The organism is Streptomyces sp. NPDC093598 (genome assembly GCF_044764825.1).
Taxonomy (GTDB): Bacteria; Actinomycetota; Actinomycetes; order Streptomycetales; family Streptomycetaceae; genus Streptomyces.
Genome location: NZ_JBIWIV010000004.1, coordinates 244,505 through 258,626 on the forward strand (window position 1 = coordinate 244,505; position 14,122 = coordinate 258,626).

The 14,122-nt window shown below is 71.0% G+C and carries 12 protein-coding genes; 3 read left to right on the forward strand and 9 right to left on the reverse strand.

Features of this window, described 5'->3' with window-relative positions; all coding sequences use genetic code 11:
* The first annotated feature begins 19 nt into the window (after positions 1–19).
* From ACIRDU_RS16350 to ACIRDU_RS16360, 3 genes are all read left to right on the forward strand, one after another.
* Positions 20–1,294 carry an MFS transporter gene (locus ACIRDU_RS16350; protein ID WP_403579592.1) on the forward strand — a complete coding sequence of 425 codons (1,275 nt, stop codon included), beginning with the start codon at positions 20–22 and terminating at the stop codon, positions 1,292–1,294.
* A gap of 94 nt (positions 1,295–1,388) precedes the next feature.
* The gene (dnaN, locus tag ACIRDU_RS16355) at positions 1,389–2,528 is read left to right on the forward strand and encodes a DNA polymerase III subunit beta (protein ID WP_403579595.1); all 1,140 of its coding nucleotides are present in this window, start codon (positions 1,389–1,391) and stop codon (positions 2,526–2,528) included.
* 151 nt (positions 2,529–2,679) lie between these two features.
* Positions 2,680–3,696 carry a sigma-70 family RNA polymerase sigma factor gene (locus ACIRDU_RS16360; protein ID WP_403579598.1) on the forward strand — a complete coding sequence of 339 codons (1,017 nt, stop codon included), beginning with the start codon at positions 2,680–2,682 and terminating at the stop codon, positions 3,694–3,696.
* Here ACIRDU_RS16360 and ACIRDU_RS16365 read toward each other — a convergent pair.
* From ACIRDU_RS16365 to ACIRDU_RS16405, 9 genes are all read right to left on the reverse strand, one after another.
* Positions 3,580–3,966, reverse strand: a complete 387-nt coding sequence (locus ACIRDU_RS16365) for an STAS domain-containing protein (RefSeq protein ID WP_403579600.1) — start codon at positions 3,964–3,966, stop codon at positions 3,580–3,582. The genes ACIRDU_RS16360 and ACIRDU_RS16365 overlap by 117 nt on opposite strands.
* Positions 3,967–4,114: 148 nt before the next feature.
* Positions 4,115–5,398, reverse strand: coding sequence for a thymidine phosphorylase (locus ACIRDU_RS16370; protein WP_403579603.1), 1,284 nt, complete (start codon positions 5,396–5,398; stop codon positions 4,115–4,117).
* An 85-nt stretch (positions 5,399–5,483) separates the two neighbouring features.
* Entirely contained in the window at positions 5,484–5,888 is a 405-nt protein-coding gene (locus ACIRDU_RS16375; protein ID WP_403579605.1) for a cytidine deaminase, read from the reverse strand.
* Entirely contained in the window at positions 5,885–7,150 is a 1,266-nt protein-coding gene (locus ACIRDU_RS16380; protein ID WP_403579608.1) for an ABC transporter permease, read from the reverse strand. The genes ACIRDU_RS16375 and ACIRDU_RS16380 overlap by 4 nt, the downstream gene beginning before the upstream one ends.
* Positions 7,147–8,265 (reverse strand): ABC transporter permease, encoded by a 1,119-nt coding sequence (locus tag ACIRDU_RS16385; protein WP_403579611.1) that lies wholly within the window; start codon positions 8,263–8,265, stop codon positions 7,147–7,149. Before ACIRDU_RS16385 ends, ACIRDU_RS16380 begins: the two co-directional genes overlap by 4 nt.
* Positions 8,265–9,836, reverse strand: coding sequence for an ABC transporter ATP-binding protein (locus tag ACIRDU_RS16390; protein WP_403579614.1), 1,572 nt, complete (start codon positions 9,834–9,836; stop codon positions 8,265–8,267). Before ACIRDU_RS16390 ends, ACIRDU_RS16385 begins: the two co-directional genes overlap by 1 nt.
* 210 nt (positions 9,837–10,046) lie before the next feature.
* Entirely contained in the window at positions 10,047–11,093 is a 1,047-nt protein-coding gene (locus ACIRDU_RS16395) for a BMP family protein (protein WP_403579617.1), read from the reverse strand.
* 272 nt (positions 11,094–11,365) lie between these two features.
* A complete protein-coding gene (locus ACIRDU_RS16400; protein ID WP_403579619.1) occupies positions 11,366–12,409 on the reverse strand; it encodes a BMP family protein in 1,044 nt (347 codons plus the stop codon).
* A gap of 442 nt (positions 12,410–12,851) precedes the next feature.
* Positions 12,852–14,084: a M20 family metallopeptidase gene (locus ACIRDU_RS16405; protein ID WP_403580616.1), complete on the reverse strand. Its 1,233-nt coding sequence runs from the start codon at positions 14,082–14,084 to the stop codon at positions 12,852–12,854.
* Positions 14,085–14,122: the final 38 nt, after the last annotated feature.

A 14,122-nucleotide genomic window follows, 5' to 3' on the forward strand; every position in this document is an offset into this window, starting at 1 on the left:
GCGTACGTAGTTTCGAGGCATGTCTCCCGCCAGTACCGGGGCGTCCACGATCGTGGGCGCCGATGCCTCTGTCCCTGCCTCCGACTCACGTGTCTCCCCGGGCGGCCCCGGCTACCGCCGGATGAGCTTCGCCCTCTTCCTCGCGGGTGTCGCGACCTTCGCGCTGCTGTACTCCACCCAGGCTCTGCTCCCGCTGATCTCGGGCGAGTTCGGGGTGGCGGCGAGCGACGCGAGCTGGACCGTGGCGGCCGCGACGGGCGGGCTGGCGCTGTTCGTGCTGCCGATGAGCGCCCTGTCGGAGCGCTTCGGACGCCGTGCGGTCATGACCGCGTCCCTGGCCGTGGCCGTCACGCTCGGACTGCTGGTGCCCCTCGCCCCCTCCCTCGGTGTGCTGATCGCGCTGCGGGCGCTTCAGGGCGCCGCCCTGGCCGGGCTGCCGGCGTCGGCGACCGCGTACCTCGCGGAGGAGGTCAGCCCCAAGGCGCTGGTCACCGCGATCGGCCTGTTCGTCGCGGGCAACAGCGTCGGCGGGATGAGCGGCCGGGTCATCACCGGCTGGGTCGCGCAGGAGTGGGGCTGGCGGGTGGCCGTCGGTGTCATCGGCGTGATCGCGGTGGCGTGCGCGGTGGCCTTCCGGCTGCTGCTCCCCGCCCCGAGGCACTTCAAGGCCGGTTCGCTGCGGCCGGGCGTCCTGGCCCGGACGGTCCGCGACCACCTGTCCGACCCGCTGCTGTGCCGGCTGTACGCGATCGGCGCGCTGTTCATGACGGTGTTCGGCGGTGTGTACACGGTCATCGGCTACCGGCTGACCGAGGCCCCGTTCTCGCTGCCGCAGGGCATCATCGGCTCCATCTTCCTGGTGTACCTGGTCGGTACGGTGTCGGCGTCGACCGCGGGCCGGCTGGTCGGCCGGCTGGGCCGCCGGGGCGCGCTGTACGCGGCGGGCGGCACGACGGCGGCGGGCCTGCTGCTGTCCCTCGCCGGCTCGCTCCCGCTGGTTTTGCTGGGCCTGGTCCTCATCACGGCGGGTTTCTTCGCGGGCCACGCGGTCGCCTCCTCGGCGGTCAGCAAGACGGCCACACACGGCCGTGCTCAGGCCTCGGCGCTGTACCAGTCCGCGTACTACATCGGCTCCAGCGCGGGCAGCACGGTCGGCGCGATCGCCTTCCACGCGGGCGGCTGGGCCGGGACGGTCGGGGTCGGTCTGCTGGCGGTCCTGGGCGTCGTGACGATCACCGGCCTCGGAACCCGGGCGGCCCGGCTGCAGCGCCGGCGACTGGCCGCGGCCGCCTGAGCCGGGCTGACATCCCCCTGGTCAGGGCCGGTTGTCAGTGGGTGCGGATACCGTCCGCGTCGACTGATCACCGGACCGAGCAGGGGGAGTTCTCATGGAGTTCCGGGCCGACCGTACGGAATTCGCCGACGCCGTGGGCCGGGCGGCACGCGCGCTGCCCGGGCGGACGCCGGTGCCGGTGCTGGGCGGGCTGCTGCTGGAGGCGGACGCGGGGCGGCTGACCGTGACGGGCTTCGACTTCGAGGTGGCGGTCCGGATCGAGGCCGACGCGCAGGTCGCGGCGCCCGGGCGGGTACTCGTCCCGGGACGGCGGCTGCTGGACGTCTGCCGGGTGCTGCCGGACGGACCGGTGAGCTGCGCGCTGGAGGCCTCGCGGTTCACGCTGGATGCGGACGGCACACGCTTCGGGCTGTCGACCCTGCCGCTCGCCGAATACCCGTCCCTGCCCGCGCCGCCCGCGCCCTACGGCACCGTGGACGCCGCCGCCTTCGCGACCGCCGTCGCCCAGGTCGCGGTCGCCGCCGGACGCGACGACACGCTGCCCCTGCTGACGGGCGTCCAACTGCGCCTGGACGGCGAGGAGATGACCCTGGCGGCCTCGGACCGCTACCGGTACGCGGTGCGACGACTGGAGTGGAAGCCGGAGGCCGCGGGCGGTGGCGGGATCGTGGAGGCCGTGCTGCCCGCGCGGCGGCTGCTGGACGCGGCGCGGTCGCTGGGGCGTGGCGGGGACGTGCGGATCGGGTGGGAGCCGGGCGGAGGCGGCGGGCTGGTCGGGTTCGAGGGCGGGCGGACCCGGACCGCGCTGCGGCTGCTGGACGGGCGGCTGCCGGCCTACACGTCACTGTTCGACATGGCGGGGGCCGCGGTCGCCGAGGTGGAGCGCGAGGGGCTGACGGAGGCGGTGCGGCGGGTGGCGGTGGTGACGGAGGCGAACAGCCCGGTGCGGCTGGACTTCTCGGCCGAAGGCTCCGTGCTGCTGCGCGCCGGCTACGGGGACGACGTGGCGGCCCAGCGGCTGCCGGCCACGCTCAGCGGCGCCGACGAGATGCCGGTGTCGTTCAACCCGGCCTACCTGCTGGACGCGCTGACGTCGTTCGAGAGCCCGCGGGTACGGCTGGAGCTGCTGGGGGCGGGTCAGCGGGCGCTGCTGCACGGCGTGCCGGGTGACGGGGAGGCGGATGCGGCCGGGGAGCACCGGCATCTGCTGATGTCGGTCAAGGAGCTCTCGTGAAGGCCTCCACAGCTGCCGCGACCGGTCTGGGTCACCTGCTCCGACCTGCGCTTTCGTAAGCTCGGGGGGCCGTTGTCAGTGGGCTGCGGTAGCTTCCGAAGTGCTGGGGCGCAATGGCGCGTGAACAGAACGTCCACAGGGGTGGGTGGAGATGGCGAACGGCACGGCGACATCGACGGACCTGGACACCAGGCTGGAGGCACACCGCACCGAGCTGACGGGGTACTGCTACCGGATGCTCGGTTCCTCCTTCGAGGCCGAGGACGCGGTGCAGGACACGATGGTCCGCGCCTGGCGCAGCTACGACAAGTTCGAGGGCCGCTCCAGCCTGCGCTCCTGGCTCTACCGGATCGCGACCAACGTGTGCCTGGACATGCTGACCGCGGGCAACAAGCGCGCCCGGCCCATGGACCTGACCGAGTCCACCCCGCTCGCCCAGGCGGCCCTCTCCCCCCGCCCGGACAACACCTGGCTGGAGCCCATGCCGGACGCCCGTGTGCTGCCCACGACCGAGGACCCGGCGGAGGCGGCGGTCGCCAAGGAGTCCGTGCGGCTCGCCTTCATGGCCACCCTTCAGCAGCTCCCGGCCAAGCAGCGGGCCGTGCTGATCCTGCGCGAGGTCCTCGCCTGGAAGGCCAGTGAGGTCGCCGAGCTGCTGGACACCTCGGTGGCTTCGGTGAACAGCGCCCTCCAGCGGGCCCGCGCCACCCTCGCCGAGCGGCAGGAGCCGGGCGCCGACGCGGCCGTCTCCGACCCGCTGGACGAGGACCAGCAGAAGCTGCTGGACCGCTATGTGGCGGCCTTCGAGGGCTACGACATGACGGCGCTGACGGCCCTGCTGCACGAGGACGCCGTCATGACGATGCCGCCGTTCGACCTGTGGCTGACCGGCACCCGGGACATCACCGGCTTCATGACCACCCTCGGCGCGCCCTGCGCGGGCTCCCGGCTGGTGCCCGTCCAGGTCAACGGCCTGCCGGGGTTCGCCCAGTACAAGCCGGACCCCGAGAAGGGCGGCTTCACGCCGTGGGCGGTCCAGGTGCTGGAGATCTCAGACGGCCGGATCACCGGGTTCCACTGCTTCCTCGACACCCAGCGCTGGTTCCCGCTCTTCGACCTCCCCCTCCACCTCGAGGCGGAGACCGACCAGGTCGAGCAGGGCGCGTAGGGCCGGGTCGGGGTCGCGCAGCCGGATCCGGCCCCCGGCCCGGCGGGCGGCCAGCTGGAGCCTCGCCAGCAGGTCGACGGCGGCGAGCCCCGGCGGCCCCAGGCCCGCGACGTCGCACACCACGACCCGGGCACCGCTGCCGCACAGCAGTGCCCGCACCTCGTCGCTGAGCCCTCTCACCTCGTCCCGGGTGACGGGGCCGGGCAGTACGAGCACGGGCGGTGTCATGGCGTCCACGATCGGTAGACCGGGCGGGCGGCCGTAACTCATCGCGGCGGTCCGCCCCGCTGGCCGTCGAGTGGTCGACGGTGAGTCCGCTCATGGCGGTTCTCCGATCAGTGCGTCACCGATCCCAGCATGCCGAACGGGACCGGCGGGGGTCCACCGGTCCCGTTCACCCGAAGGGGAAACCGCCTGGTCAGGCGATCCGCTCCAGCACCACCGGCGACGCCGTGAAGGCCGTGCCCGCGGCTGCGACGTCGTAGGAGCCCTCGATCGACTGGAGGGCGTACTCGAAGCGCTCGGGCGTGTCCGTGTGGAGGGTCAGGAGGGGCTGGCCCTCGGTGACCTGGTCTCCGGGCTTGGCGTGCATCTCGACGCCCGCGCCCGCCTGGACCGGGTCCTCCTTGCGGGCACGCCCCGCGCCGAGGCGCCAGGCCGCGACGCCGATGTCGTAGGCGTCGAGGCGGGTCAGGACGCCCGAGGCCGGGGCCTTGATCACGTGCTGTTCGCGGGCCACCGGCAGCTCCGCGTCCGGGTCGCCGCCCTGAGCCGCGATCATGCGCCGCCAGACGTCCATCGCCGAGCCGTCGGCCAGGGCCTTCGCCGGGTCGGCGTCCTTCACGCCCGCCGCGTCCAGCATTTCGCGGGCCAGCGCGATCGTCAGCTCCACCACGTCCGCGGGGCCGCCGCCCGCCAGGACCTCCACCGACTCACGGACCTCCAGGGCGTTGCCGGCGGTCAGGCCGAGGGGCGTGGCCATGTCCGTGAGGAGCGCGACCGTCTTCACGCCGTGGTCGGTGCCCAGGCCGACCATGGTAGAGGCCAGTTCACGGGCGTCCTCGATCGTCTTCATGAAGGCGCCGGTGCCGACCTTCACGTCCAGGACCAGCGAGCCCGTGCCCTCGGCGATCTTCTTGGACATGATCGAGGAGGCGATGAGCGGGATCGCCTCGACGGTGCCGGTCACGTCCCGGAGGGCGTAGAGCTTCTTGTCGGCGGGGGCCAGGCCGTCGCCCGCGGCGCAGATCACCGCGCCGGTGGTGTCGAGGACGTGCAGCATCTCCTCGTTGGACAGCAGCGCACGCCAGCCGGGGATCGACTCCAGCTTGTCGAGGGTGCCGCCGGTGTGGCCGAGGCCGCGGCCCGACAGCTGGGGGACGGCCGCGCCGCAGGCGGCGACCAGGGGGGCCAGCGGCAGCGTGATCTTGTCGCCGACGCCGCCCGTGGAGTGCTTGTCGGCGGTCGGGCGGGACAGGGACGAGAAGTCCATGCGCTCGCCGGAGGCGATCATCGCGGCCGTCCAGCGGGCGATCTCGCGGCGGTTCATGCCGTTCAGCAGGATCGCCATGGCGAGAGCGGACATCTGCTCGTCGGCGACCTCCCCGCGGGTGTACGCGTCGATGACCCAGTCGATCTGCGCGTCGCTGAGCTCACCGCGGTCCCGCTTGGTGCGGATGACGGAGATGACGTCCATGGCCATGGCTTGGCTTCCTTCCGAGGGTTCCAGAAGCCGTACGGCCCCCCTGAGCCGGTCGCGTGAGCAACTCAGAGGGGCCGCACGGAAATTACTTGCTGAGGTGGTCCGGGCCGAAGGCCTGGGGCAGCATCTGAGACAGCGGCAGGATCCCCGCCGGGGTCTCCAGCAGCAGGTCCGGGCCGCCGAACTCGTGGAGCAGCTGGCGGCAGCGGCCGCACGGGACGAGCGTGTCGCCGTCGCGGTCGACGCAGGTGAAGTGCGTCAGGCGGCCGCCGCCGGTGTTGTGCAGCTCCGACACCAGGCCGCACTCGGCGCACAGGCCGAGTCCGTACGAGGCGTTCTCGACGTTGCAGCCGGAGATGATCCGGCCGTCGTCGACCAGGGCCGCCACGCCGACCGGGTAGCCGGAGTACGGGGCGTACGCCCGGGACATGGCGTCCCGGGCCACGGCACGCAGCTTCTCCCAGTCGACGGCCGGCCCGGTGCCGGTCACTTGCCCTGCCCCTTCCGGTACGGCATGCCGTTCGCCTTCGGCATCCGCAGCCGCTGGGCGGACAGGGCGAGGACCACCAGGGTGATGACGTACGGGGTGGCGGAGACGACCTGGTTCGGAACCTGGTCGGTGGTCGCGTACCAGGTGAACACCAGGGCGCCGGCGATCAGGGTGGCCACGGCCGGGACGTACTTCTTGCGGACGACCAGCCAGATGGCGCCGATGACCAGCAGGAGCGCGCCGAGCAGCAGCAGAGCGTGGACGTTGGCGGAGCCGCCGCGCAGGTTGAGGCTGTCGGTGTAGCCGAACAGGCCGGCGCCGAGGGCGAGACCGCCGGGCATCCAGTTGCCGAAGATCATCGCCGCGAGGCCGATGAAGCCGCGCCCGCTGACCTGGCCCTCCAGGTAGAAGGGGTTGGCCACGATGGACAGGAAGACACCGCCGAGTCCGGCCAGACCGCCGGAGATGACGACGGCGATGTACTTGTACTTGTAGACGTTGACGCCGAGGGACTCGGCGGCGACCGGGTTCTCGCCGCAGGAGCGCAGCCGCAGGCCGAACGCGGTACGCCACAGGATCCACCAGGTGGCCGGGATCAGCGCGACGGCGATCAGGGTCAGCCAGGACACGTTGGTGACCAGGCCGCCGAGCAGGCCGGCGATGTCCGAGATCAGGAACCAGCCGTGGGCGTTGAGGTCCCTCAGGGCGTCGGACAGTCCGGGCACCGTGAAGTTCCCGAGGGAGTCGACCGCCGGGGACTGCTTGGCGGAGCCGCCCGTGTGTCCCTCGAAGGCGAGGGGCGCGAGGTAGCGGGTGGCGCCGAGGGCGAGGATGTTGATGGCCACACCGGAGACGATGTGGTTGACGTTGAAGGTGACGGTGACGAAGGCGTGCAGCAGACCGCCGATCGCGCCGCCGAGGATGCCGACCAGGACACCGGTCCAGGGGCCCCACTGGAAGCCGGCCCAGGCGCCGAACCAGGTGCCGAGGATCATCATGCCCTCGAGGCCGATGTTGACCACGCCCGCGCGCTCGGCCCACAGACCGCCGAGACCGGCGAGGCCGATCGGCACGGCGAGCTGGAGCGCGGTGGACATCTGGCTGACGTTGGTGATGCCGTCGGCGCCGGTGACGATGCGGACGATCGAGGTGAGCGCCAGGCCTCCGGCGATGATGAGCAGCAGGACCGGCCACGACAGGCGGCGGCCGGTCGGCGCCGCGGGCTGCAGCGTGGGCTGGTTGACGTCGGTCGCGGTGGTCATCGGCCAGCCACCTCCTTCGTGTTCTGGGCGCCGAGGACGTGTCCGGCGGCGAGTTCGGCACCGACGCGGCGCTGCTGGCGGCGCAGGCCCCATTCGCGGACGGCCTCGTAGGAGACGACGACGGAGAGCACGATCAGGCCCTGCATGATGACCGCGATCTCCTTGTCGTAGCCGTGGAAGTCCAGCTCGGGCGAGGCCTTGTCGAGCCAGGCCCACAGCAGGGCGGCGAAGGCGATGCCGACGGGGCTGTTGCGGCCCAGCAGGGCGATGCCGATACCGAGGAAGCCGATGCCGGTGGGGAAGTTCAGGTCGTAGGTGTGGGTGTCGCCGAGCAGGATCGGCAGGCCGGCCAGGCCCGCGATGCCGCCGGAGATCAGCATGGCGCTGAGCACCATGCGCTTGGGGTCCACACCGCTGGCCGCGGCGGCGGTCTGCGAGGCACCGGAGGCGCGCAGGTCGAAGCCGAAGCGGGTGCGGTTGAGGACGACCCAGTAGCCGATGCCGAGCAGCACGGCGAGCAGCACCAGGCCGTAGATCTCACCGGCGTCGCCCATGCTGATCCCGGGGATCCAGCCGGACTCGTACATCTCGCCGGTGGTGTTGTTGTTGCCGACCTTCACACCGAAGACGTCCGGCAGCCACAAGTAGGCGATCACGGAGGTGGCGATCGCGTTGAGCATGATCGTGGCGACGACCTCGCTGACGCCGCGGGTGACCTTGAGGACACCGGCGATGCCGGACCAGAAGGCACCGGTGAGGACGGCCGTCAGGAGCAGCAGAGGGATCTGCAGGGCGGCCGGCATGTTCACGTGGGCGCCGACGACGGCGGCCATCATGGCGCCGAGCTGGTACTGGCCGTCGACGCCGATGTTGAACAGGTTCATCCGGAAGCCGATGGCCACCGCGAGGGCCGCGATGTAGTACATCGAGGCCTGGTTGATGACCAGCACCTGGATGTCCGAGAACCCGATCTGCTCGAACATCAGAGCGAACGGCTCGAACGGGCTCTTGCCCGACGCGAGCAGCACGATCGCACTCAGGACGAAGGCCACGGCCAGCGCGATGACCGGTCCGGCCACCGCGAGGAGCACGCGCTCCTTGTCGAACTTCTTCATCAGCGGGCCTCGTCTTCCGGAGACTCGGGGGCGTCGGCCTTCGAGATCTCGGGGGTGTCGTCGTGCTCGAGGTGCCCGGTGGCGGCGCCGGTCATGGCCGAGCCGAGCTCCTCGGGGGTGATGGTGGCCGGGTCGGCGTCCGCGACCAGCTTGCCGTTGTAGATCACGCGCAGCGTGTCGGACAGGCCGATCAGCTCGTCCAGGTCGGCGGAGATCAGCAGTACGGCCAGGCCCTCGCGGCGGGCCTCGCGGATGTGGTCCCAGATGGCGGCCTGGGCGCCGACGTCCACGCCCCGGGTGGGGTGCGCGGCGATGAGGAAGCGCGGCTTGTGGCTCATCTCGCGGCCGACGATCAGCTTCTGCTGGTTGCCGCCGGACAGGGAGGCGGCGGTGACGTCGATGCCGGGGGTGCGGACGTCGTACTCCGTGACGATCCGGCGGGTGTCCTCCTGGGCCGCCTTCGGGTCCAGCCAGACGCCCTTGGCGAGGGGCTTCTCGGTGACGTGGCCGAGGATGCGGTTCTCCCAGAGGGGTGCCTCCAGGAGGAGGCCGTGGCGGTGCCGGTCCTCGGGGATGTAGCCGATGCCCTGCTCACGGCGCCTGCGGGTGGGCCAAGCGGTGATCTCCTCGTCGGCGAGCCGGATGGTGCCGCTGTCGGCGGACCGGAGGCCGATGAGGGCGTCGACGAGTTCGGTCTGGCCGTTGCCCTCGACACCGGCGATGCCGAGGACCTCGCCCGCGTGGATGGTGAAGCTGATGTCGTCCAGGAGGGCCTTGCCGCCGGGGGCCGTCAGGCGCAGCTTGTCGATGCTGATGACCGGGCGGTCGGTGACCGTGGACTCGGCCGTCTCGGGCGTGGGCAGCTCGCTGCCGACCATCATCTCGGCGAGCTGACGGGGCGTGGTCTCGGCGGGGACGGCCGTGCCGACGGTGGTGCCGCGGCGGATGACGGTGATCTCGTCGGCGACGGAGAGCACCTCGCCGAGCTTGTGGGAGATGAAGATGACCGACAGGCCCTCGGAACGCAGTTCGCGCAGGTTGGCGAAGAGGGCGTCCACTTCCTGCGGCACGAGCACGGCGGTCGGCTCGTCGAGGATGAGGGTGGTGGCGCCGCGGTAGAGGACCTTGAGGATCTCCACGCGCTGGCGGGCGGCGACGCCGAGCTCCTCGACCAGGAGGTCGGGCTCGACGTCGAGGCCGTAGCGCTCGGAGAGCTCCTTGATCCTGCGGCGGGCCTTGGCGCCGATGCCGTGGAGCTTCTCGCTGCCGAGGACCACGTTCTCGAGGACCGTGAGGTTGTCGGCGAGCATGAAGTGCTGGTGGACCATGCCGATGCCGCGGACGATGGCGTCGGCCGGAGACGAGAAGCTGACCTGCTCGCCGTTGACGGCGATGGTGCCCTCGTCCGGCTTCTGCATGCCGTAGAGGATCTTCATCAGCGTGGACTTGCCGGCGCCGTTCTCGCCGACGAGGGCGTGCACGGTGCCCTTGCGGACGCTGAGGTGGATGTCGTGGTTGGCCACGACTCCGGGGAAACGCTTGGTGATCCCGGCGAGTTCGACGGCGGTCACCGATTCGTTGACCGCCGCTCCGGCCGGAGGGCTGCTGGACGCGTTGATGGCGCACTCTCCTGGGGACGGGGGCCGTCTACGCGCGTAGCGCCCCTACGGCATGCAAAGGGGCCGACGCCCCGCGGCAACGGGGCACGAGGAGCAGCTCCCCGTACCCCGTCGAGCGGACGTAACCCCGGGGGTTACCGCCTGCTTCGAGGCAGTCGCTCGTCAGCTGCTCTTGACCTTGATCTCGCCGCTGATGATCTTCTCCTTGGCCGTCTTGATGGCTGCCTGAAGCTCGGCGTTGTCCGCGAACTTCGGGTTGGAGTTCGACAGGCTCACTTCGCCGGTCTTCAGATCGCCACGAACGATACCGGTCTCGGGCTTGCCGTCCTCGACCGACTTCGCCAGGTTGTACACCGCCTTGGCCACGTCCTTCATGGCCGAGGTCAGGATGGAGTCCTTGTACTTGGCAAGGGCTTCCTGCTGGTACTGGTCGGAGTCGACACCGATCGCCCACACCTTCTTGGCGGCGGCGGCCTCGATGACACCCTGACCGGACAGACCGGCGGCCGCGTAGACCACGTCGGCCTTCTTCTCGATCTGACCCTCGGCAGCCGTCTTGCCCTTGTCAGGGCTGGCGAAACCGCCCTCCTCGGCCGTCTGGGTCAGGTACTGGGAGAGCACCTTGACCTTCGGGTCGGTGTCCTTGACGCCCTGCGCGAAGCCCGCCTGGAACTTGTGGATCAGGGGGATGTCCACACCGCCGACGAAGCCGACGACCTTCGACTTGGAGGTCTTGGCGGCGGCGACACCGGCCAGGTAGGAGGCCTGCTCCTCGTTGAAGACCAGGTCGGCCACGTTCTTGGTGTTGATCGTGGCGTCGTCGACGATGCCGAAGGTGGTGTCCGGGAACTTCGCCGCGGCACCCTTCACGGCCGAGGCGTACGCGTAGCCGACGCCGATGACCGGGTTGTAGCCCTGCTTGGCCAGGGAGGCCAGGCGCTGCTCCTTGTCGGCGTTCGTCTCACCCTCGGTGGGCTCGACGTCGGCCGTCTGGTACCCGAACTCCTTCTTCGCCTGCTCCAGGCCCGCGTAGGCGGCGTCGTTGAAGGACTGGTCACCCTTGCCGCCGACGTCGTAGGCGATGGCGAGGCCCTTGTCGCCCTTCGAGTCGGACGACCCGGAGGTCGAGGTGCTGCCGCAGGCGGAGAGGGCGAGGGCCAGGGAGGCGGTCGCTGCGCCTGCGACCGTGATCCGGGAAATCCGGCGCATGTCTGGGTGCTCCTGTCGTACAACGAGGTCGCACAGCGCCGGGACGGTTCAGCTTCAGCGCTGGCTTCGCCGCAGATTAACGCGCGTAGACCTGCCTGAAAACCCCTTCTGTCCACCTTGTTATGCGCCCGTGGCCAAGCCATCACCGGGCCTTGGCCCGGGTATTGCCGACCGCAAACGCGGCGTGGCGCTGGGTGATCCACCTCCCGGGAAGCGCGAAACGGGCGGACACCTGGGGTGTCCGCCCGCTCTGCTGCCCTGCGAGGGCTGTTCTACTCGGTCTTCACCTTGATGGAGCCGTCGTCGATGCCCTGCTTGGCCTTGTCCACGGCCTCCTTGAGGCCCGCGACCTTGGCGAACTCGGGGTTCGACTCGGAGAGCCCGACGCCGTTGACCTTCAGGTCGAAGGTCTGGGTGCCGGTCAGCGGCTTGTCGTCCTGGACCGACTTGGACAGCGCGTAGACCGCGCCGCCGACGTCCTTGAGGGCGGAGGTGAGGATGTAGTTCTTGTACGGGGCGAGGGCGGCCTGCTTGTACTGGTCGGAGTCGACGCCGATCGCCCAGACCTTCGCCTTGGCGGATGCCTCGATGACGCCCTGACCGGACAGACCGGCGGCCGCGTAGAGCACGTCGGCCTTCTTCTCGATCTGGCCCTCGGCGGCGGCCTTGCCCTTGTCGGGGCTGGCGAAGCCACCCTCCTCGGCCGTCTGGGTGAGGTACTGCGACAGGACCTGCACCCCTGGCTTGGTGTCCTCGACACCCTGCTTGTAGCCGGCCTCGAACTTGTGGATCAGCGGGATGTCCACGCCGCCCACGAAGCCGACGACATCGCTCTTGGTGGCCTTGGCGGCGGCGACACCGGCCAGGTACGACGCCTGCTCCTCGGCGAAGACCAGGGAGGCGACGTTCTTGCCCTCGACCACGGAGTCCACGATGCCGAAGGTGGTGTCCGGGTACTTGGAGGCCACGGCCTTCATCGCCGGGGCGTAGGCGAAGCCGACGCCGATGACCGGGTTGTAGCCCTGCTTGGCCAGCGACGCCAGGCGCTGCTCCTTGTCGGCGTTCGTCTCGCCCTCGGTGGGCTCGATGTCGGCCGTCTTGTAGCCGAACTCGTCCTTGGCCTTCGTCAGGCCGGCGAAGGCGGCGTCGTTGAAGGACTGGTCGCCCTTGCCGCCGACGTCGTACGCGATGGCGACGCCGCGGTCGCTGCTGTCGCTGTCGCCGCTGTCGCTGCTGGTACCGCCGCAGGCCGTGGCGACGAGCCCGAGCGACGCGACCCCCACCGCGACGCGGGTCAGTTTGGAAATCCGACGCATCTGAAGTTCCCCATTCTCCAAAGCCCCGCAGTGGGTGCTCGGTTCGGCGCACATTAACGCGCGTAGACACTCCTGGGAACGGTTCGCCGAGGGGCCGTTACCCATTCGTGCCGATGACCGGTTACGCCCTTGTGAACCGCGGGATCGAACGGGGTCGAAAGGTGTACTCGGGGACACGGCGCGTGCCTACCTCGCCACGGGCACCAGGCTGCCGTGGGGCTGCGCCGCTCGCAACCGGAGGCGCCGCCGATTGGGCAGGCCCGTGGCGGGGGGCCGGCTGCCGCCGGGGCTCGGGGGCGCCTGCCGCGTGCGGCGCCGTCGTGGCTGGTCGCGCAGTTCCCCGCGCCCCCAAGAAGGTGGGACCTCCCGCGCGCCCCAAGAAGGTGGGGTCTCCCGCGCCCCCCAAGAGGGTGGGGCTCTCCCACGCTTCTAAGAAGGAGGCCTAGCGGAGGCCGTTGACCAGGGCCGCGGCTGTGAAGAGTTCCACGCCGACCGTGATGGCCGATTCGTCGACGTCGAAATCGCCCTGGTGGAGGTCGCGGATCTGTCGCTCGCCGGGGGTGCGGACGCCCAGGCGGGCCATGGCGCCGGGGACGTGCTCCAGGTACCAGGAGAAGTCCTCGCCGCCGAGGCTCTGCTCGGTGCCATCGACGGACTCGACGCCGCGCCGGGCGATCATGGCGTCGCGCAGCAGCTCGGTGACGCCGGGCTCGTTGACGACGGGCGGGACGCCCCGCACGTAGTTGATCTCCGACTTGGCGCGGTGCAGGTTGGCGACCTCGTCGATCGCGGCGACCACGACGTCGGGGGCCTGCCGCCACGCCTCGATGTCGAGGCAGCGCACGGTGCCGGAGAGCTCGGCGTGCTGCGGGATCACGTTCGGCGCGTGGCCCGACTCGACCCGGCCCCAGGTGATGGCGAGCCCGCTGCGGCTGTCGAAGCGGCGGCCGACCAGCGCGGGCACGTCGGTGACGACGCGGGCGGCGGCGGTGACCAGGTCGGTCGTCAGGTGCGGGCGTGCGGTGTGGCCGCCCGGACCGTCGAGGCCGATCTCCAGCCGGTCGCAGGCCGAGGTGATGGGCCCCTCCCGGAGTCCGATCTTCCCCGCGTCCACCCGCGGGTCGCAGTGCACGGCGATGATCGCGCCGACGCCTTCCAGCGCTCCGCCCTTGATGGCGTCGGCGGCACCGCCGGGCAGCACCTCCTCGGCGGGCTGGAAGATCAGCCGGACGGGGCGAGGCAGCGCGCCCTGCCGGTGCAGCTCGGCGAGGACGAGGCCGGCGCCGAGGACGACGGTGGTGTGCACGTCGTGGCCGCATGCGTGCGCGCGGTCGGGCACGGTCGAGCGGTACGGGCACTCCGTCTTGGTGTCCGGGATGGGCAGGCCGTCGATGTCGGCCCGCAGGGCGAGCATGCTGGGACCGCCGTCCCACTGCTCGCCCTCCACGCCGATGTCACAGACGAGGCCGGTCCCTACGGCGAGGACGCGCGGCTTGAGACCGGCCCGCTCGAGCCGCTCCTTGATCGCGGCGGTCGTGCGGAACTCCTGGTTGCCGAGCTCCGGGTGCATGTGCAGGTCGCGTCGGAACGCGATGAGCTCGGCCCGCAGGGCGTCGGGCAGGGTGCCGGGGAGTACGGCTCCCCCGGGAAGATCGACCTCGGACTCCAGTGACATCAGTTGCTTCACCCTTTGAAGGGTAGGGCGCCAAGGCG